Source organism: Streptomyces sparsogenes subsp. cuspidosporus (genome assembly GCF_039532705.1).
GTDB classification, from domain to species: domain Bacteria; phylum Actinomycetota; class Actinomycetes; order Streptomycetales; family Streptomycetaceae; genus Streptomyces; species Streptomyces sparsogenes.
In genome coordinates, this window is the sequence record NZ_BAAASD010000002.1 from 323,243 (window position 1) to 344,450 (window position 21,208).

1 protein-coding gene (only partly in view) is annotated in these 21,208 nt (G+C 73.2%); it reads left to right on the top strand.

The genetic code is table 11. The features are described from left to right. Positions 1-21,208 carry the 5' portion of a lonely Cys domain-containing protein gene (locus ABFY07_RS03940; protein ID WP_346173067.1) on the top strand. Its footprint extends 20,999 nt past the window's final position, so 21,208 of the gene's 42,207 nt are visible here — the first part of the coding sequence; it begins with the start codon at positions 1-3; the stop codon falls past the right edge of the window.

Here is a 21,208-nt window from a genome sequence, read left to right on the forward strand (position 1 = left end):
ATGCTCTTCGCCCTGATCGGCACCAAGCCGGTTCAGGGCAAGGCGGGCAAGGCCTGGGTCAGCCGTGACCTCTATCTGGAACTCGGTACCTCGATCATCGACCTGCGCCAGCAGATGCTGGACTCGATCGGCGAGGTCAAGAACTCCCTCCCGCCGAACGTGGCCGATGCCTATGAGCGGGCGTTGTCCCAGGTGGTGAACAGAAACGGCGGCGACGTCCTTCAGCAGTTCGAGCGGCAGCTGGACCAGTACGCCGCCAACCAGGCCAAGCTGTCCCTGAGCATTCAGAAGGCCCACCTGGAGATCATCGCCGAGATCATGGCGCTGATCCTGGAACTGGCACTCCTGGCGGCGATGTCCTTCTTCACCGGTGGCGCCTCGGCTTCGGAGATGATCCTGGCCCGGATGAGGGCCAGGCTGGCGATCCTGATGACGGTGGACCGCCTCCTGCGGTACATCGAGTTCTTCCCGTCGCTGTCCGAGGCGATCGAGGAGGCGATTCAGAGCCTCGCGGTTCAGCTGGCGGCCATGGCCATCAATCCCCCCGAAAGCGGGCCCGGCGGGATCGACTGGAAGGATGTCGGGATCAACGCCGCGGTCGGCGGGCTGGCCGGATTCTTCATCGGCCATTTCGGCTCCGCGGCGTTCAACCTCAAGAACGTCCTGTCGAACGTCTTCAAGAACGATTTCGGCAAGAACATCTTCGGCAAGTTCGATATCGACTTCAAGAACATCTTCACCAAGAACAACGCGAACAACGCGGCGTTCGACATCCCCACGGCGTTCGTGACCGAGGGGTTCGGCGAGACCATAGCCGTGGCGATCGTGCTCGGCAAATGGGACTGGATGGACCTCGTCGGCTCCGGTCTCAGCGGTGTGTCCGAAATATTTACGATGGGGCCCGCGGCACAGAGTGGCCAGTCCCTGCACACCAAGGTGTTCCCCGACGGGAACATCTTCACCAAGTTCCAGCAGAACACCGAAAACATCCTGATCGAGCGCCTCAGCGGGGGCGCCGGCAACAATTCCAGGGTCACCCCGGATCCCGGTCCGAACAACCACACGCCCACGCCGACACCCACGCCGACACCCACGCCCCCGCCCACACCTCCCGCCGCCCCTCCCACGACCGTGGGCTCCTCGGTCCCCACCGCTCCGAACAACCCCGCTCCCGGAGCCGGCAACACGTCCCCGCTCCCGGTCGATCCGATCGACTACGACAGCTCGGACACCGGGTCTGTCTCGTCGTACGAGCCGTCCGGCTTCGACGGCGACTCCATCTTCTCGGACAACTCGTCGGTCACGTCCTACGACAGCAGCACTTTCGGTGACAGGCCGGACTCGGTCACCCCGAACCCCTCCTCGCTCCCGAACCCCTCCTCGATCACGTCGCCGAGCAGCCTGATCACTCCGGGCACCGTGGGCGGCTATACGAAGAGCCCGGACTTCCTCAAGGACCCGACCTCCCTCAACACGTCCCCGGAGTTCCGGAACATCGCGTCCGTGCTGGACACGCCCGGCTTCGTGGCCACGCCCCCCGGCCCGGACGCGCCGAAGACGCCGAGCCTGCTGAACAATCCGAGCGCCGTCACCGGTCCGGGCGCACTGAACAGCCCCGCCGCGCTGAACACTCCGCCGCCGAACCTGCTGAACAACCCGAGCGCCGTCACCGGCCCGGGCTCCCTGAACAGCCCAGCCGCGCCAAACAGCCCCGCCGCGCTGAACACTCCGCCGCCGAACGTCCCGACGGTCTCGCGGCCGTACAGTGAATCCACGGACTACGGCGATCTCGACCCCGTCGAGAACGTCACCGAGAACTTCACGGACAACACCGCGGACACCCCCCAGAACAACACCGGGTCCCCGAACGGGACGCCGACGAAAACCCCGGCCGCGCACCCTCTCCCGCAGCAGACCCCTGCCGGACAGTTCCGCCCCGAGCAGGGGCCGGGGCAGCAGGACACGCAGGCCGGGCCGCGCACCGACACGGTCCCGGGCGACGCCGCGGCACCCCACTCCGACGACAAGGACGCGCCGCACCTCGGCGACAAGGACGCGCCGCACCTCGGCGACGCCCCGCGCACCCCCGGAAGCGGCGTCCCGGGTGCCCAGCGCCAGGACGACATCGTCCGCGCGCGCGGCTCCTACGCGGACGCGCTCACCACGTACGCCGACGCCGTCCGCGCCGTCCACGAACTCGGTGACGGCGTGGAGCCCGGGGCCGGCACCGGCGTGGACACCTCCGTCGCGCTCGCGGACGCCCAGGCCCGCGCCCAGCAGGCCCACGGCCAACTGCTGGACGCCTCGGCCCGGTTGCGCGACCTCGGGGTCCACCCGCACGCCGCGGGCCCGAACGAGCCCGGCCACACCCCGCCCCGGCCCCAGCGCGACGACGCCCAGCGCGAGTGGATCGCGAACCAGGTCACGGCGGAGGACCTGCCGGACGGCCTGGCGGAGGACCTGCTCCGGTTGCACGGCCCGGAGGCCGCCGTCACGCCGGCCGCACTGCGCGACGCGGGCGTCACGCCGGACCCCGAGCGCGAAGCGGCGGCGACGCGGCCTGGCGGACGGATCCCCGTCAGCGCGCTGGACCCGGTCGACCAGGTACGCCTGCTGATGGCACAGCCCAGCCCCTGGCCGGCGGCGGTCGACACGGTGGCGGCCAACGCCTCGCTGCGCGTGTGGGACGGGGCGTACGCGGACTTCAAAGCCGCGGCGCTGAGCGGCGACCCCCGCCCGGCGGCGGCCCCGCAGCACACGACCTCGCAGCACACGACCTCGCAGACCGCGACACCGCAGGCCGCCACACCGCAGGCCGCGCCTCCGCCGCCGGACGCGGCCGATGTCGACCGGGCCTGGGACAAGGCCATAACCCTGGTGCTGCCGCTGGTGTCGGCCCCCGTCCTGGCGGACTCCCGCCACGCCGAGCCCGCGTACCGCGACGCGGTGCGGCAGGTGGCCGACCACCTGCTGAGGCACGGGCCGGACGCGCCGTCGGGCGTCGCGCTCGCCGACACCCTCCGGAAGAGCCTCGGCCACGCCCCCCTCGTCCACGGTGACGCGACGGCGCCCATCGAGTCGCAGGCCCAGGTCACCGCCACCGACCCGCTCCCGCCGACGCCGACCGCCACCACGTCCACCGACCTCCCGGCCGACCCGGCGCCCACCCCTTCCCGGCCCACCGCCGCCTCGACCGCCGTACCCGACACCCCGGAGTCCACCGAGACCACGGGCCACGACTCTCCTCCCGCCGCCGATGCCACGCCTGCCGCCCCGGTGGCCGCGGACCCGGTCGCGGACCTGGCGGCGCGCCTGCCGGACCTGGCGCCCGACGACCGGGCCCGGGAGCTGTCGCTGCTGTCCTCCGCCGACCGCGAGCGGCTGGCGTCCAACTTCGTGCTGGTGGACACGTTGCGGCGGAAGCTGCCCCTCCAGGAGTTCGCCCGGACGGCCGCCCATCTGATGGTGCAGATCCCGCCCGGCGTGGACCAGCCGGTGTCGGCCCGGCGCGAGGTGCTGGACCAGATCGCGCGCATGCTGCGCGATCCCGAGGTGGCGGCGAAGCTGCTGAGGGACGGCGCGCGCGTGGTCGTGGTGCCCAAGGGCGAGGCGATGACCACGCTGGACCCGTTCCGCCACCTGGCGGGGAGCACGACGGCCGACGGGCGCCCGTGGGAGGAGGTGCGCGGTGGCGGCCTGCTCAAGACGGGGGTGACGGAGGAGAACCTGCTCGGTGAGGTGACGTCCGTGCGCGCGGACCGGCGCTCCTACCCGGAGGGCTACTCCACGACGACCCACGAGTTCGCGCACACCCTCCACGAGCACGGGCTGTCCGCCGCCGACCGGCAGCGCATCCGCGACGCGTACCACGCCAAGCTGGCCCAGGGCGACGCCGCGGTCTGGCCGGACGGCCCGCTGCGCGACCCGTCCGGCAGGCGCAAGCAGCCCAACTACTCGTCCCTCAACGAATTCGAGTACTTCGCCCAGGTCACCAACGCCTACCTGGGCACCAACGGCGGCAGGGACGGCTACACCAGGCAGCGGCGGAACAACGGGGCCGCCTGGGTGCGGCAGCACGAGCAGGCGCTGCTGCCGCTGCTGGAGCGGCTGTACGGCCCCGACCCCGACACCGAGGGCGTGCGGCCGGTGAACCAGCTCGCCGGCCCGCGGAAGGAGAACTGGATCTTCGAGGGGTTCCGGGCGTTCTGGGACGGTGTCGAGGGCACCCACCAGCCCCAGCCCCATGAACTCGTCCCCGTGCCCGGTGCCGATCCGGCGCCCGCCCCCGCCGCGGTGGAGACCGCGCCGACGACGAGGGACCTGCCCCCGCCGCCGGCGGGCGGGCCGAACTACGAGCAGCAGTTGCGGACCGTGCTCGAGACCACGTTCGGTACGGGCGTGGCAGCGCATCCCACGTTCCAGCAGATGATGAATTCGCTGGCGGTGGTGGACGCGGCGCGTGCGAGGGACGCCCGGTTCGGGGCCGGACCGATCGATCTGGAGGGGATCGCGCGGCGGGTGCTGCACTTGCCCGATTCGGTGCCGTTCACCCCCCAGGTGGCCTTCCAGCTCCTGTCGTTGGCGGCGAGCGCGGGACGGCGGAATCGGGCGGGGAGCCTGGCGGCGGTGGCGGCGTACGGGCTCGAGAAGAGGGGTGCCCTGGCGGCCGCGACGGCGCTGACCGCCCCTGATGGCCGGTCTCTGGGGCGGAACTGGATGGGGCGCCCCATTCCGGAGCTGCACCTCGACAGCGTCGCCAGGAGGACCGATGCCGGTGGGTGGGACCTGGCGCCCGCGCCCTGGGGCGGCCAGGCGGTCCATCTGGTCTTCGCGGACGTGGCGGACACCGGCCTGCTGGTGGTGCGTGACGGTCAGGGGGCGACGGTGGAGGTGGACCACGAGGAGTTCGCGGAGCTCGTGGCGCACGACCGGGCCCGACCCCCGGGCGCCCCGCTGCTGTTGCTGGTGCCCGGCGCCACCGGCGTGGGGACGATGGGGTTCGAGCGGTTGGTGGCGGACCGGTCGCAGGCTCGGGTCTGGTCCACCGACGGCGACTTCCGGTTGCAGCCCCTCAACGACGGCACCAGTCGGCGGATGCTGGCGCTGGCCAACGGCGCGCCGCGGCAGGTGCCGGCGGGCACATGGCTCCCCCATGATCCGGGCCTGGTCGCCCCGGGCCCCCAGGACCGGATCACAGCCGCCGACGGGAGGGTGTTCGAGGACGACGACATCCAGTCGTACGCGCTGACCAGGATCGACGGACAGGCGCTGACCGGACGGACCTACCTGAACGCGGCGGACATGGCGGCCCTGGAGGACGCCCTCCGTTCCGTGTCGGCGGTGGCGCACTACACGGACTACGACGAGGGGCTCCCGGGCGTCGCCCCGGCCCGGCAAAGCGGACTCCGGCCGTTGCCCCGGCCGCTGAGCGGCGCGTTCGTCGCCGTCGGGCACGGGAACGCGGGCCGTGCGGTGCTGCCGATCCGGAGCACGGGACAGAACCACGTCGTGCCGCCCAAGGAGGTCGGGAGGCTGCTCGCCCGGGACCCGGTGCTCCGGGCGATGTCGGCGGACGCGCCGGTGTGGCTGCTGTGGTGCGAGATGGCGCTGGCCTCGCCGGGCAAGGACCGGCTGGCGCGCACCCTCGCGGCGCAGGAACTCGCGAACCAGACCGGACGGACCGTGTTCGCGTTGGAGGCGCCGACCACGGTGGAGACGGCCCAGGCGGGCATGCCGCCGCGGCTGATCAAATTCGACGATCCGGACCGGCCCAAGTACCGCATCCTGGAGTTCCGCCCCGATCCGCAGTGGGCGGGGCTGAACGCCCTGGCCGATCGGGCGGGGCTGCCGGCGAACCTGCCGCAGAGGACCACTCGGGTGCTGCGGTGGGTGCGGGCCCTGCGCGAGACTCACGGGCCCGACATCGACACCGCTCCGCAGCGGGCGGCGGAGTTCCAGGCGCTGGTCCAGGGCTTCGCGGCGTGGGAGCGGGCACGCCAGGGCGCCGACCCCCTGACATGGGCGGAGCTGGAACAGACGGTCGTGGCGTATGCCGCGCAACGGGGCCTCGAGCAGGCGGTGACCAGGGACACCCTGACGAGGATGCTCGGCTCGTGGAGCAAGGCCCAGCAGCCGGCCCCGGCCCCGTCCCACCAGGGCCCGCCCTACCAGGGTCCACACGCCGCGCCGGCGCAGGCGCCGCGTTCCGCGGCCCGTCCCGCGCCCGCCGCGGTGCTGCCCCCGGCCCGGCTGGAGTTCGCGCCGGGGTCCACCGCGCTGTCCGAGGACGCGATGGCGGACCTCGACGTCCTGGCGCAGGAGGTGGCGCTGGCCGCTCTGGACAACTGGAAGGCGAACCGGCCGCTGCCGGACGGTGTGATCACCGGCTACGGCGAAGGCCCGGCGGCGCGGGCCCTGGAGACCGGTCAGGCGCGCGCGGAGACGGCGCGCGCCTGGCTCCTGGGGCGCCTGGACGAGGTGCTGGCCGGGTTCCAGGCGGAGGTACCGCCGGAGGACCGTCTCACCGCCGGTCACCTCACCGTCGTCAGCCGCGGCCGGGACGGGGACGCCGGGTCGGCCACCGCCCCCGGCGGTGCGAGCCCGGAGGCGCCGCGCACGACGGTCGAGTTCACCGCGCCCTCCGCCGTGCGCACCGCGGCCGGGGTGTGGGCCGCGCCGCACTTCGACACCTTCGTCACCACCGCCGGGAAGAAAAAGAAGTCTCCGGGAACGAAGGGCGATCAGGCCACGGCCCCCGCCGGGAAAGCCCCCGCCCCCACCGCCACCGCCACCGCCGGGATGGCTTCGCTCTCGCTGTCGGACCAGGGTGGCGCGGAGCGCCGTTGGGGCCCTGTCGAGTCGGTGCTGCCGGTGTCGGCCCGGATCAATTTCGCGGAGGGCGCGGAGAAGCCCAGCAACAACCAGCGGGCCCGGATCCGTGAACTCCTCGGGCGCGTCATCGAGGCGGGGGAGCGCAATGCCCTCGCGGGTCTCCCGGGGCCGCGCCTGGTGGTGACCGGCTACGACGACAGCGGCCAGGCGTCCGGGTCCGGGGCCGCCGGGCGGCGGGCCGCGGCCGTCGCGGAGGCGTACCGCGCCGGGCTGGGGCGGCCGGGCGCGGCGGGCACGTTCACCGTCGCGGCGTCCGGCCGGCAGCCGGGGGAGGTTTCCGGGGAGGGCGACGCCCGGCAGGTGGTGGTCGAGTTCGAGCTGCCGTCCGGGACGGCCGCGGTGCGGCGGCTGGACGAACTGCGCCGCACGGACCCGGAGCTGGAGGACGGCCCGTTCGACCCGGTTCCGCTGGCGCGGAAGATCCTGCACCTGGACCCGGCCGCGCCCGTGGGCGCGGCGGTGCGCGACGAGCTGTACGCGCTGGTGGACGAGGCGATGGCCGAGGGGCGGGACAAGAGCCTCGCGGCTCTCGGCGCGTTCCACCTCGTCCGGCGGGGCGATGTGCTGTCCGGGCGGACCCTGCTGTTCTCCCCCGACGACGGTTCGGTGGTGGGCCGCACTTTCAGGGACCGGCAGACCCCGCCGCCCGCCACGCCCGGCCCCGACCAGTCCGGCAGCAACCGTCCGTACCTCGTGGACGCGGACGGCGGGCCGGACCACATCGTGGTGTCGTGGCCGGACGGTTCGACCCGTCGGGTGCCGGGCGACGAGGTCACCGAACTGCTCGCCATGGACGAGGAGCTGGCCAAGCGGGGCCCCCAGGCCGTGGTGACGCTGGTGGTGCCGCACGCGGGTGACGGCGGGCTGGAGATGCCCCGGGGCATCTCCGCCGGCATCGGCCGGGGGCTGCTGGTGCACAGCGGCACACCCCTGCTGATCTACAACCCGAACACCAAGCGGTACAACGTCCCCTCGGCGGACCAGCGGGCGCAGGGGATACCGCGGGGCAGATGGATCTCCATCAGCCCCGACGACCTGGGTCCGGACGGCGCGTGGGCCAAGGCGGGGAACGGGTTCATCGTTCTGGCCGACGGTTCGAGGCTGATGGACCGGGACGTCAAGAGCGTCACCCTCACCACGCCGGGGACCAACCGGCCGGGTGGCCGGGCCGTCTTGACCGACGCCGATCTGGTCGAGCGAGAGGCGCACTTCGGCAACCTCCAGAACCTGCAGTTCGCCCACTACGACCCGGTCACCAAGCAGGCGCTCGGCCCTGCGGAGAAGACGCCGTGGTACGGGCGGAACGCCTATCACTTCATCCTGCACGGTCTCGCGGGCTTCTTCTTCGCGGTGGACGCGACGGCCGACGATGGGCACGGCGAGGGGAAGGCCGCCGCCGGTGACCAGGTCGGCGGCTACTTGAAGCGCCGCCCGAGTGTGCAAGCGCTCCCCAAGGGCACTCCGATCGTGGCCCATTCGTGCTGGGCCAACGCGGCCTACGACGGCAGCCTTCCCGTCGCCGTGCACGATGGCGTCGAGACGCCTTTCGTGCCCAACCCGTTGACCACCATCTCGCAGGCGCAGAAGGCGGCCAACGAGCTCGGAGAAGACCACCCGCTGATCGTCCCCAACCGGGTGCACGGCTTCTCGGTGACACAGGGCTTCATCGGCATCTTTGCCTCGGTCCGGGGCGAGCAGGGGGCGTGGTCGGAGCTGCGGGCGGAGCCCGAGCCGGAGGTGCTGGACCGGCTCGCCCGGGTGGCCTTCGGCATACCGGACTCCGCCCCGGTGCCGGAGGCCGACCGGGACAACACCCTGCTGCTGGTACGGGCCCTGCGCGAGGTGTTCGGCCACGAGGCCGAGAACGGCAGGGACGACCCGTCGGGGGAGTACCAGAAGCTCCTGCGCGGGATCGGGGCGCTGGAGGTCATGCGCCGCGACGATCCGGGGCTGGCGGAGGCGGGTCCGTTCAGCCTGGACCTGCTGGACTTCGTGGTGCGGGCCCACCTCGAACAGCGGGGGACACCGAAGCCGAGGCCGGCCGCCTTCGCCGACTCCACCGAACTGCGCAGCGCCGTCCGGCAGGTATTGGACGACGCGCGTGGCCGTCTCCAGGGCGCGCCCGGCCCGGTCGCCCTGCGCGACTTCGTCCCGCTCACCGTCCTCGACCAGACCGCGGCCATGATGGGGCTGCTCCCCCCGCAGAGCCTCGGCGCCATGGGGCTGAAGGCCCTCCCCGCTCCGGGACAGCCCTCCCGGTCGCTGGTGTTCTGGGCGCTCGCCAAGGCGGGGCCGGCGCTCATGAACCACCCGGACCCGGATGCCCTGGCGGCCAGGATCCTGCACGTGGAGGGCGCGCCGTCCAACCCGGACGCGATGCGGCAGATGGCCCTGTGGCTGATGGCGGGGGCCGCGCTGATCGGCGTCGACGTGTACGACCCGGTCGCCCTGGCCGCGCACCACCTCAGGCGGAGCGGGCTGTTGTCTCCGGCCACGGCCATCACCTCGCCCGCCGGACAGACGACGGGCCTCAACCTGACGGGCAAGCCCCTGGGCGGCCCGCTGAACACGGACGTCTACCGGGTGTCGCCCGACGGTACGACCGGAAGCGGCGAGAGCCGCACCATCCAGGGCCCGAAGTTCGTGCTGATGGTCGACGGCGACCAGGACCACGCCGAGATCCCCTGGCGCGGCGGCACCACCCGAAAGGTGCCGTACGAGGAGGTCGTCGCGCTGGTCGAACAGGCCCTGCGTACCACCCCGCTCACCGTTCCCATCGCCCTGATCGGACCGAGCGAGGGTCCCGGGGGCACCAGGATGGCGGACGCCCTGGCCGCCCGGGAGGGGACCGCCAGGACGGTGCTGACGCCCGCCCACCCCGCCACGGTGGTGGCCGACAGCGCGGCGAAGCAGCACGTGATCGTGGTGACGGCGGACCCGGCGCAGTCGAGTGCCGCGGACGACTGGGGACGTACCGAGCCTCCGGCGCTGACCACGGGGCATGCCCCCGTGTCGGTCATCACGCAGAGCCCGCCCCCCTCCACCGAGGCGACCGAACCCGAGCATCCGGCCGGGGCGGCGGTGCCCCCAGCGGCCGGTGGCGAGGCCGCTCTTCCGCGGCCGGACACCACGCAGCCCGTACTCGACGCCGACTCCGTACTCGACGCCGACTTCGTTTTCGACACGGACACCGACCGCGACACGGACACCGACCGCGACACGGACACCGACCGCGACACGGACACCGACACGGACACCGACACCGACACCGACTCCCTCTTCGCCTCGGCCTTCGGGCTCGACGAGGTGCCGTCGGCCGAGCCGGAGCCGCAGCCGAGACCGCAGGCCCCCATCCGGCCGGGGGTGCGGGCATCGTCCGGACAGGCGATGCCCGGAGTGGGTCAGGTCACCCTGCCGGTGCACACCGCGCCGGTGGGGAGCCCGGCCGACAAGTTCTGGTCCCACGCCCCCCGGCTGACGGAGGTGTCCTTCGAACCGGCGGACACCGACCTGTCCCAGACCGCCCAGGATTCACTGGAGGACCTGGCCGTCCGGGTGGCCCGGGACGGGCTGCGCAGCCGCAAGCAGGACCTCCCGCTGCCCTTCGTGATCCTGACCGGGTACGGCGAGGGAACGGACGCGGAGGCGAAGGCCGAAGGAGAAGCCCGCGCCACCAACGCGTACGTGGAGTTCCTGGCGAGCCTGGACGTCGAGTTGAGCCGCCGCCAAAAAAGCCTTCCCCCCGATGAGCAGCTCACGGCCAATGACTTCACCATCGACTGGCGCGGTTTCGACGGGGACGTCGGGCAGTCCGCGGGCGGGAACGCGGAAGCGCTGCGCCGCCGGGTGACGGTCGAGGTCGTCTCGCCCATGACGCTGCTGAACGACCTGCGCAAGGCCGATCCCGACCTGCGGAACGCGCCGCAGGACATGGACGGTCTGATCCGCCGCGTCCTGCACCGCCCCGACGGCGCCACCGTGGACCTGGGGCTACGCGAACGGTTCGGCGAACTGGTCCACGACGCGTACCAGAACGGCTGGGCGCACAGCCTGGGGGCGCTGGGCGCGTACCACGCCTTCGTGAAGGGATTGATCTCCAGGCAGCGGGCCCGTCACTTCACGGTGAACGGCCAGCGCGTCGCGGGTATCAACTGGAGCCCGGCGGCAGAGGTCGTCGGACTGGACGTCAGCGGGGTCGACATCCTGCGGGAACGTCCCGGTGGCGGGTTCGACAAGGTCGGCAGTGCCCCAGCCCCGTGGGGACCGGGCTGGTTCCCGTACACCGTGGTGGCCGAGGGCGGCCACGACCGCGTGAAGGCGAGGTGGCCGGACGGTACGGCACGCGACCTGACCCCCGACGAGTTCGTCGAACTGGTCGCGGCCGACCTGGAGGGAGCGCCTCCGGGCATCCCGATCGTGCTGGTCATCCCCCAGGGCGGGGACCGGGGGCTGGACCTGCCGCGGAAGCTGGCGGACCGGACGGGCAAGACGGTGTGGGCGCACAGCGGACACCCCACGCTCCACAAGACCGGGCCGCAGACGTACGGCATCGGCGTGATCCACCGGGACGACCGCATCCAGGGCGACTGGATCGCCAGCCGGCCCGGCACGGCGCCCGACGCGAGGGCGGACGATCCGAGCTGGTGGCGCAAGGTGGTCAACAGGACCCTCGTGGGGCTCACGGGCCTGAGCTTCGGGCGCACCGCGCTCCGTCCGGAGGAGGTCGTCGAGAAGGACATGGAGTGGGACCAGCGTCATCTCGACGCGATGAAGCACTACGCCCACTACAACACCGCCGTGCGGAGGTTCGTCAGCGGTCTGCTCCCGCTGCCGCGCCCGGGCAAGCCGGGTACCAAGCGGTACATCTTCGACTCGCACGGCGGGCCCGGCTACATCGTCCTCCCCCTGGAGGACGGCAGGGAGATCCGCGCCTGGAACCAAGAGGGTGCGCGGTACATCGCGCGCCGCAGGAGCGTGCAGGAGCTCGACAAGGACGACTGGATCGAGCTGGTGGTCTGCTACGCCGGTTCGCCCCAGGACCGTGGCGTGGACCGCGCCCGTTTCAACCTCGGCGACAGCTTCCCCGGCTCCTTCGTGCCCGACCCGCTCGCGGACGTCGCCATGGGGCAGCACGTCGCGAACGAGACGCGGAAGAAGGTCAATGCCAGCATCCTCACCGATGCCACGGTGGCCTACCCGGGTGGATACATCCGGGCCCTGGACACCGACGCCCAGGGGCGGCGGGGTTCGTACCAGCAGTACTTCCCCGAGCCCGACGCCGAGGAGCTGGACCGCCGGGCGCGGGAGATCGGGTACCACACGGGCCCGGGGCCGGTCCCCGCGGTGGCCGGGGCGGCGACGCTGCGGCTGGTGCGGGCGCTGCGGCTGACCCTGGGCAAGGAGATCGACGACGACCTGCGGATCGACCAGGACCCGGAGTACGCGGAGCTGCTGCGCGGGGCCGCCGCGCTGGACCGGATGTGGCGCCGCGACCCGCGGTTCGCAGGCGCGGGCCCGGTCACGCTGGACTTCTTCGAGCGGGTCGTCGCGGCGACGCTTCCCGCGGGCACACCCGCGCGCCAGGACGACTACCGGAACGTGCTCAAGCGGGCGGCCGCCGCCCCCGCCGGTACGACGGCGGCCACGTTCGTGGCGCTGCCCTCGTCGCTGGACGACGCGGCACACTGGCTCGACACCGCGGACGTCGTCGACGCGGCCGTCCGGGCCCTGCGCCTGGGCGGCCCCGGCGACGTGGGCAGGCGCGAGTTGTCCCGGATGTTCTGGGCGCGGGTCAAGATGGAGGAGGCGTGGGGCGGCTCCGACCTCGAAAGGATCACGGCCCACCTGTTCGACCTCCCCCCGTCCGCCCAGGTGACCGACCGGCAGCGCGAGTTCACCCAGGACCTCGTCACGAGGGCGTTCGCCGGCGGGCTCGACGGAGCCGACGCGGACGTGATGGTCGCCTACCTCCTCGACAGGAACGGCGCGGTGTCGAAGACCACCGCCCTGTCCCCGCCCGGCGATCCGGACGAGGTGATCGGACGGGACTTCCTGGGGTCCCTGAACGGGACGGCCCCGGACCTGTCGAAGATCCAGACCCCGTCGGGGCCGGTGGACGCCCCGTGGGCCGGGAGGTACAAGACGGGTGAGGAGAAGCCCGTTCCGTACTCGGTGCACGCCACGGTCGACCCGAACGCCCCGGGCCGGGTGCTCGTCACCTTCGAGTCCGTCACCGGCCGCCCCCTCACCAGGAGCCTGTCGCCCCAGGAGTTCGCCGAGCTGCTGGCCCGTGACGAAGACCTGTGGGCGGAGGACCTGACGACTCCGGTCCTGCTGGACATCCAGGGACTCGTCGCCCACGCCCCCGGCCTGACCGGGGTCCTGGCCCAGCGCCTCGGCCGGCGGATCTGGGTGGTCGGGGAGCCGCGCCCCACGGACCCCGTCGACCCGCAGAACCCGGAGTTCGCCCCCTCCCCGGTGCGCCCCCCGGCTCCCCGCGCCGACACGGCGCGGGTACCGGTGAGCGATCACACCACGGGGGAGACGTCCGCGGCTCCCGTGCCGGACGCCGCGAGTCCGCGGCCGCGGACCTTGCGGTCGTCCGGGCCGGCGGTGCCGGGGCCGCCCGGAGGGTCCTCGTTCTCGCTGCCCGTGCACACCGCGCCGGTGGCCGGTCCGGGTGCCACCGCCCCCCTCGCGCCGCCGAAGGCCGTGCGGCTGCCGTTCGCGGCGGGCTCCACGGAGCTGTCCGTTCAGGCCGGGTCCGCCATCGCGTCCGCGGCCGACGCCCTGGCCAGGTCCGCGTGGCACAACTGGCGCCGGGGCCGGCCGATCCCCGCAGTGACCATCAGCGGGTACGGCGAGGGGACGGGCCCGGACGCGGCTGATGAGGCGCTGGAGGAGGGCGAGCAGCGCACGGGCGCCGTGCACGACGAGTTCCTGGCCGCCCTGGACACCGCGCTCACCCGCCTCCAGACCGGCGTCCCCCAGGGCACCCGTCGTCTTCAGGCGGACGACTTCGACATCGTCGGGCGCTCCCGCGGTCAGGACCTCGAACCGTCCGTCACGCCCCCCGCCCCGGACGCGCGTCGGCAGGTGACGCTGGAATTCGTCGACCCGCTGACGGTGCTGAACGCCGCGTGGAGGGCCGACGCCGACCTCCGGCACGCCCCGCCGGACGTCGATGTGATGGCCCGTCGCCTCCTGCACCTGCCCGCGAGCGCCGCGGTGGACGATGCCGTACGCCAGGAGCTGTACGACCTGGTCGTCGACGCGAGCCGGGACGGCTGGGGGACCGGCCTGGGGGTCCTGGGCGCGTACCACATGGACCAGCAGGGCGTGCTCGACGGGGACCGGGACCGCTACCTCAAGGTGGGTGGCACACGGGTGCCGGGCGTCAACTGGGGCAAGGACAAGGTCCTCGACCTGGACGACACGGACACGATCGAGATCCTGCGGAGTGACGGCAACGGCGCCCTCCAGGTGATCGGCACGAAGGACGCTCCGTGGAAGGGCGGCCCGACGCCGTACGTCGTGGTGGCCTCGGGCCGGCACGACATGGTGCGGGTGACGTTGCCGGACGACACCACCCGGGACCTGACCGTCGACGAGTTCGTGGAACTGATCGCGAACGATCCGGAGCTGTCCGGGCTGCCCCTCGAGGCGCCGATCGTGCTGGCCGTTCCGCACGCCGGTGACCGGGGACTCGACCTGCCACGGCTGCTGGCCGACCGGACGGGCCGGATGGTGTGGTCGCACAGCGGTCTCGCCACGGCGGACGCCCCCCACATCGGGGTCCTCCACAAGGCCGACGCGATCCAGGGCGACTGGATCCCCAGCCCACCCGGAATGGCGCCGGACCGGCCAGGGAACGCCCCGGCCTGGTGGCGCAAGGTGATCACCCGGACCCTCATGAGCCGCATCACGGGGCAGCGGACGGGCCGTGAGGCGCTGCGCCCCGACGAGGTCGTCCGTGAGCGTCGGGAAAGGCTCCACGACGCACTCGACTCGATCAGGGCGGCCGCTCACTGGAATCCGGCCACCGGCCGCTACTCGAAGCCGCTTCGCCTGGTACGGCCGGGCAAGCCGGACGCCAAGCGGCAGCACTGGGTGATGCACGGTGGCCCGGGTTACCTGATGTTCCCGCTGGAGGACGGCACCGTCTACCGTGCTTACGGCGCCGAGGGGGCCCGGTACCTCGCGCACCACAAGAGCAGCCAGGCGCTCGGCGAGGACGACTGGAACGAGCTGCTGATCTGCTGGGCCGGTTCGCCCGCGGACCGCGCCGTGCCGTCCGGCTTCGGGGCCTTGGGCCGTTCCTTCCCCGGCCCCTTCGTCCCCGATCCGCTCGCGGACGTCCCCATGGGACAGCACGTCGCGAACGAGACCCGGCACAAGACGAACGCCCTCATCCGCCTGGACGGGGTGGGGCTGTACCAGAACATGCCCTTCCGGATCCTGGCCACCGATCGCCAGGGGCGGCGGCAGTGGTTCCAGCAGTTCTACCCCGAGCCCGACGCCGCCGAGCTGGACCGCCGGGTGCGCGAGGCCGGGTACTACACCGGCCCCCAGCCCCCGGCCTGGGCGCGGGAGCACACGCTGCGCCTCGTGCGGGCGCTGAAGCTGACGCTGGGGAACGACGTCGACGACGGCGTCCAGGTGGGGCAGGACCCGGAGTACGCGGAGCTGCTGCGCGGTGCCGCCGCGCTGGACCGGATGCGGATGAAGGAGCCGCAGCTCCGCGGCACGGGTCCGTTCACGCTGGACCTCTTCCGGCGGATCGTCGAGGCGCGGCTTCCCGCGGGGCGGACACAGGCGCGTCAGGCCGACTACCGGGACGTACTGAAGGCGGCGGCCGCCGCCCCCGACGGTACGAAGCTGAGCGACTTCGTGACACTGCCGTCGTCGGTGGTCCGGGCGGCCGAGTGGAAAGCCACGGTGGACCTGTCCGAGGTGGCCGTCAAGGCCCTGCGTATGGACGGCTCGACCACGCCCTACGAGGCCGAGTGGTCCCGGATGTTCTGGGCGCGGGTCAAGACGTACGAGGCGCTGGACACGTCCGTGAACCTCGACGAGCTGACCGCCCAGCTGTACGACCTGCCCTCCGCCGGCCAGGTGGACGACGCGGGGCGCGACTTCACCCGGGAGCTGATGACCACGGCGTACGCGATCGGGCTCGACGGGTCCGATCCCGCCGTGCTGTACGCGTACCACCTCGACACCCTCGGCGCTGTGGCCGATCCGACGGCCCTGCACGCGCCCGGCACCCCGAACGAGGTGTCCGGACGCGACTACCGGCCCGGACCGAAGGACGCCTTCCCGGATCTGTCGAAGATCCGGACGCCGTCCGGGGTGCGGGCCGCGCCGTGGGCGGGGAAGGACACGAGGACGAACACGGCCAGGCCGGCGCCCTATGTGGTGCGGGCCACGGTGGACCCGAAGACCCCGGGCCGCCTGCTCGTGTCCTTCGGAACCGTCACCAGGAGTCTGACCCCCCGGCAGTTCACCGAGCTGCTGGACCGCGACCGCTCCCTGCTCGGCAGGGACCTGGCGGTTCCGCTACTGCTGGACATCGCCGAGTTCGACCGCCACTTCCCCGGGCTGGCGCGGGACATGGCCCAGCAGTTCGGCCGGGAGATCTGGACCACCTCGGCCGTCCCGAGCCAGACGGTGCCCCAGGGCGCGCAGCGCCCGGTGCTGACCCTGAACCCGCCGGCCCAGGCCGGTGCGTCCTCAGCGGCCGTGCAATGGACCTCCACGAAGCCGGTCGACCCGCAGAACCCGACCAACACGTCCCGCCCCGTGCCGGCCCCGCCTCCCCTGGCGGCGTCGGAGGCGGTGCCGGCTCCGGCGGGGCGCGCGTTCACGGTGCGGTTCGATTCGGGGTCGACCATGGTGTCCGAGGACGATGTGGCGGACATCGAGGATCTGGCGCGTGAGGTGGCGTCTTCGGCGCTGGCGGACTGGCGGGCGGGGCGGCCGTTGCCGTCGGGTGTGGTCACCGGCTTCGGCGAGGGTCCGGCGGTGCGGGCGCGGGAGATGGGGCAGGAGCGGGCCGAGACGGTTCTCGCGTGGTTCGAGGACTCCTTGGACGAGGTGCTGGCCGGGCTTCAGCGGGGGGTGCCGGAGGCCGACCGGCTCACCGCGGCGCACTTCCGGTTCACCGCCCGCAGCCGTGGCGAGGGCGCGGCGTCCGGTGACGCGGACCCGGAGGTGCTGCGGCAGACGACGATCGAACTGACCGAGCCGACGGGGCCGTTCACGACCTCCGAGCCGGACACCGTGCCGGGCCTCTTCGATTCCGAGTTCGACGCCGACGCCGATTCCGACACCGATTCCGACACCGGGTTCGACGCCGACGCCGAGCCCGACGCCGATTCCGACACCGAGTTCGACGCCGAGTTCGACACCGACGCCGATTCCGACACCGATTCCGACACCGGGTTCGACACCGGGTTCGACACCGAGTTCGACACCGACGCCGAGCCCGACACCGATTCCGACACCGAGCCCGACTCCGACACCGAGTCGTCCGTCGCCCCCGACGGCGTACCGGTCGCCAAGTCCCGGCCGCAGCCCGCTTCGGTGGTCCGGGCGGCGCCCGGGGGGCCGATGCCCGGGCTGCGGCCGGCGACCCCGCCGCCGGTGCACGTCGCCCCGGTCACACCCCCGGCCGCCGCGCCCGGCCCCGTGCCCCTCACGCGGGTGCACTTCGCTCCGGGGTCGGCCACGCTGTCCGAGGACGCCGGGACGGCGCTGAGGGACCTGGCCGACCAGGTGGCCCGGATCGGTCTCGACCACCACGGCCGGGGCGTCGCCAAGCCCGGCGCGATCATCCTCGGCTACGGCGAGGGCACGGCGCAGGACGCGGACGCCGAGGCACTGCGACGCGCGGCCGCCGTGTACGAGCGGTTCGCGGATGACCTGAACCGCGCGCTGGAACGCCGCCAGGGGAACGTCCCCGTGGACAGCCGGATCACGGCGGACGACTTCCACATCGTCTGGCGCGGGCGCGGTGCGGACGTGGGGCGGACCGGCACCACTCCGGACGCGGACGTGGCGGCGGCGCGCCGTCAGGTGACGATCGAGTCGGCCGACCCGGCCGCGACGCTGAACGAACTCCGCCTCGCCGACCCGGACCTGGTGAACGACCCGCTGGACGGCGACGTCATCGCCCGCCGCATCCTCCATCTCCCCCCGGACGCTCCGGTGGACGCGAACGTGCGCGAGCGGCTGCACGCGCTGATCACCGACGCCGCCGCGGACGGCTGGGCGACCAGCCTGGCGGCGCTGGGCGCGTACCACGTCTTCCAGCAAGGCGTGATCGCCCCGAACCGGGACCGCTACCTGACGGTGGGCGGCACCCGTGTCCCGGGCCTCAACTGGGCCAACGAGAAGGTCGCCGAGGTGATGACCGACTCGTTCGACATCATCGAGCAGCGGCCGGACGGCAGCTTCGAGGTGGCCGACACCCCCGACGCCGAATGGCTCGGCGGGCCGAGGCCCTATGTCGTGGCGGCCGAGGGCACCCACGAGAAGGTCGTCGTGCCGTGGCCGGACGGCACGACCCGCGACCTGACCGCCGGGGAGTTCATCGAGCTGGTCGCGCGCGACCTGGAGCGGGAGGGCCTGCCGAAGGACCACCCCATCGTGCTGGCCGTCCCCTTCGCCGGCGACCAGGGGCTTGATCTGCCGAGGCTGCTGGCCGAGCGGACCGGCAGAACGGTGTGGGCACACTCCGGCCATGTGCTCGCCGGCAGCGAGCAGGGCCTGATGTCCCTCGGCGTGTTCCACGAGAGCGGCCGTCACCAGGGCGACTGGATCCCCAGCCCGCCCGGTATGGCGCCCGACCGCGGCCCCGGCCTCCCGGAGTGGTACCGCAAGGTGCTGACGCGGACCATCATGGACGTGCGGTCGAAGCGACAGGCCGGCCGCTCCGGCCTGCCGGAAGATGAGGTCGTGCGGCTGGGCACGGAGGACGATCAGCGTCACTTCGGCACGATGACGCACTACGTCCATGTCAACGGCGTCACGGGCGAGGTCGTGTCCGGGAAGATCCCGCTGCCGTACCTGGGCAGGAGGTACACCTGGGACGGACACAGCAAGTTGGGCTGGATGGCGTTCCAGCTCGCGGACGGCACGACCCACTACGCCTACGGCGCCGAGGGGCCCCGGTACCTCGCGCACCGCAAGAGCGTGCAGAACCTCGACGAGGACGACTGGATCCACATGGAGTCGTGCTGGAGCGGCTCTCCCGTGGACCGTGCCGTTCCAAGCATCGGGAACCCGGACACCGTCTTCCCCGGGGCGCTGCACGCACTGTCCACCGCCTTCGTCCCCGATCCGCTCGCCGACATCTCCGTCGCACAGCACACGGCGAACGAGACCCGGCACAAGGTCAGCGCCACCTTCGGGCCGATCGGCGTCCTGTTCCACGACGGCGAATACGTCATCACGGTCTACACCGACCCGCAGGGGCGGCTCGGCGCGATCGTCACGTTCTACCCCGAGCCCGACACCGCCGAGCTGGACCGCCGCGCCCGCGTGGCCGGATACCACACGGGCCCGGGGGAGGTGCCCGAGGAGGCCGGGCAGCGGACGCTGCGTCTGGTGCGGGCGCTGAAGCTGACGCTGGGGAACGACGTCGACGACCGCGTCCAGGTGGAGCAGGACGCGGAGTACGCGGAACTGCTGCGCGGGGCCGCCGCGCTGGACCGGATGTGGCGGGACGACCCGCGGTCCGACGACGCGGGCCCGTTCACACTGGACCTCCTCCAGCGGATCGTCGCCGCCCGGCTCCCCCAGGGGCAGACCGAGGCCCGCCACGACGACTACCGCGCGGTGCTCACCGCCGCGGCGGCCGCGCCCGACGGTACGCCCCTGACCGCCTTCGCCCCGAGGCTGACGGGGGCGCTGGACGAGGCGGCCGCCTGGTGGAGCAGTGTGGACCCGGCCGCGGCCACCGCCGCCGCCCTGGCCCTGGACGACCCGCAGCAGGTGGGAACCGCCGAGCTGTCCCGGGTGTTCTGGGCCCGGGTCAAGATGTACGAGGCCCTGGCCGCTCCCGGCATGGACATCGACCGGATCACCGCCCAGGTCTTCGGCGGGACGCCCGACGACGACCTGCGCGATGCCACCCGGTGGCTGATGGCCGCGCTGTACGCGATCGGGCGCGACGGGGGCGATGTCGTCACGGTGAGGGCGGGCTACCTGGAGAGCCTGGGCGCTCTGTCGGACGCCACCGCCGTGTCCACCCCCGGCAAGCCGGGGGACCCGCCGCAACTGGCGTCCGGACGCCACTTCGTGGACGCGCCGAAGACCGCGGACCTGGACCTGTCGAAGGTCTGGACGCCCGGCGGTCTCGAGGACGCGCCGTGGGCGGGGCCCGGCCGGCCGGCCCCGTACGTGGTGCGGGCCTCGGTGGACAGGAACAACCCGGGTCGCCTCGCGCTGTTCCTCAACGGCTCGGACGAGAGCGTGTCGGAGGCCGAGTTCGTCGAGCTGCTGGCACGCGACCGTCACCTGCTCGTCACGCCACAGAACACCGCCGTCCTCCTGGAGATCTCGCAGCTCGACCGGCACTTCCCCGGCCTGGCGCAACGGCTCGCCCAGCGGATCGGCCATCCGGTCCACTCGACCTCCCTGCCCGTGGACCGGATCACGCCTCCCGGCTCCCAGGCGCCCGTGATCGCCCTGATCCCGTCTCCGAACGGCCCGGCCCCCACGGCCGCGGACTTCCGCGAGACCGAACCCATCGCCCCGAACCCGCCGGTCGACACCCCGCGCCCGGTGCCGGCCCCGCTGCCCCGCAGCGCCGGCCGGATCATGCCGTCGCCCTGGGCGCCGATGCCGGCGCTGTCCCCGGCGCTCCGGTCCGCCCTGGCGCGGGCGTCGGCCGCCCGGCCCGCGCAGTCGTCGGCGGCCCCGTCCGCGTCACCGCCGGCGCCGGGCCCGCGCCTGTCCGCGGGCCGGATCGCGGAGCTGGCCGCCCGGATCGACTCGGACCAGGTGCACACCGTGCCCGTCGGCGATCCGCCCGCCGCACCGGCCCCGGCGACGCCGACCGGCAGGTTTGCTCCCGTAGCCCCGCCCGCCGCCTCTTCCCCCGGGCCGTCCGTGCTGCCGCGGTCCACCCCGGTGGCGTTCGACGGGCAGTCCGCCGAGGTGTCGGCCGATCAGGAGGCGGAGATCGCGCGGCTGGCGGCCCGGGTGGCCGAGACCGGCCTGCGGAACAAGCGGGCGAAGCTGGCCGGGACCCCGATCCGCATCACCGGACACGGCAGCGGAGCGGACGGGCAGCTCGCCCGCTCGCGGGCCG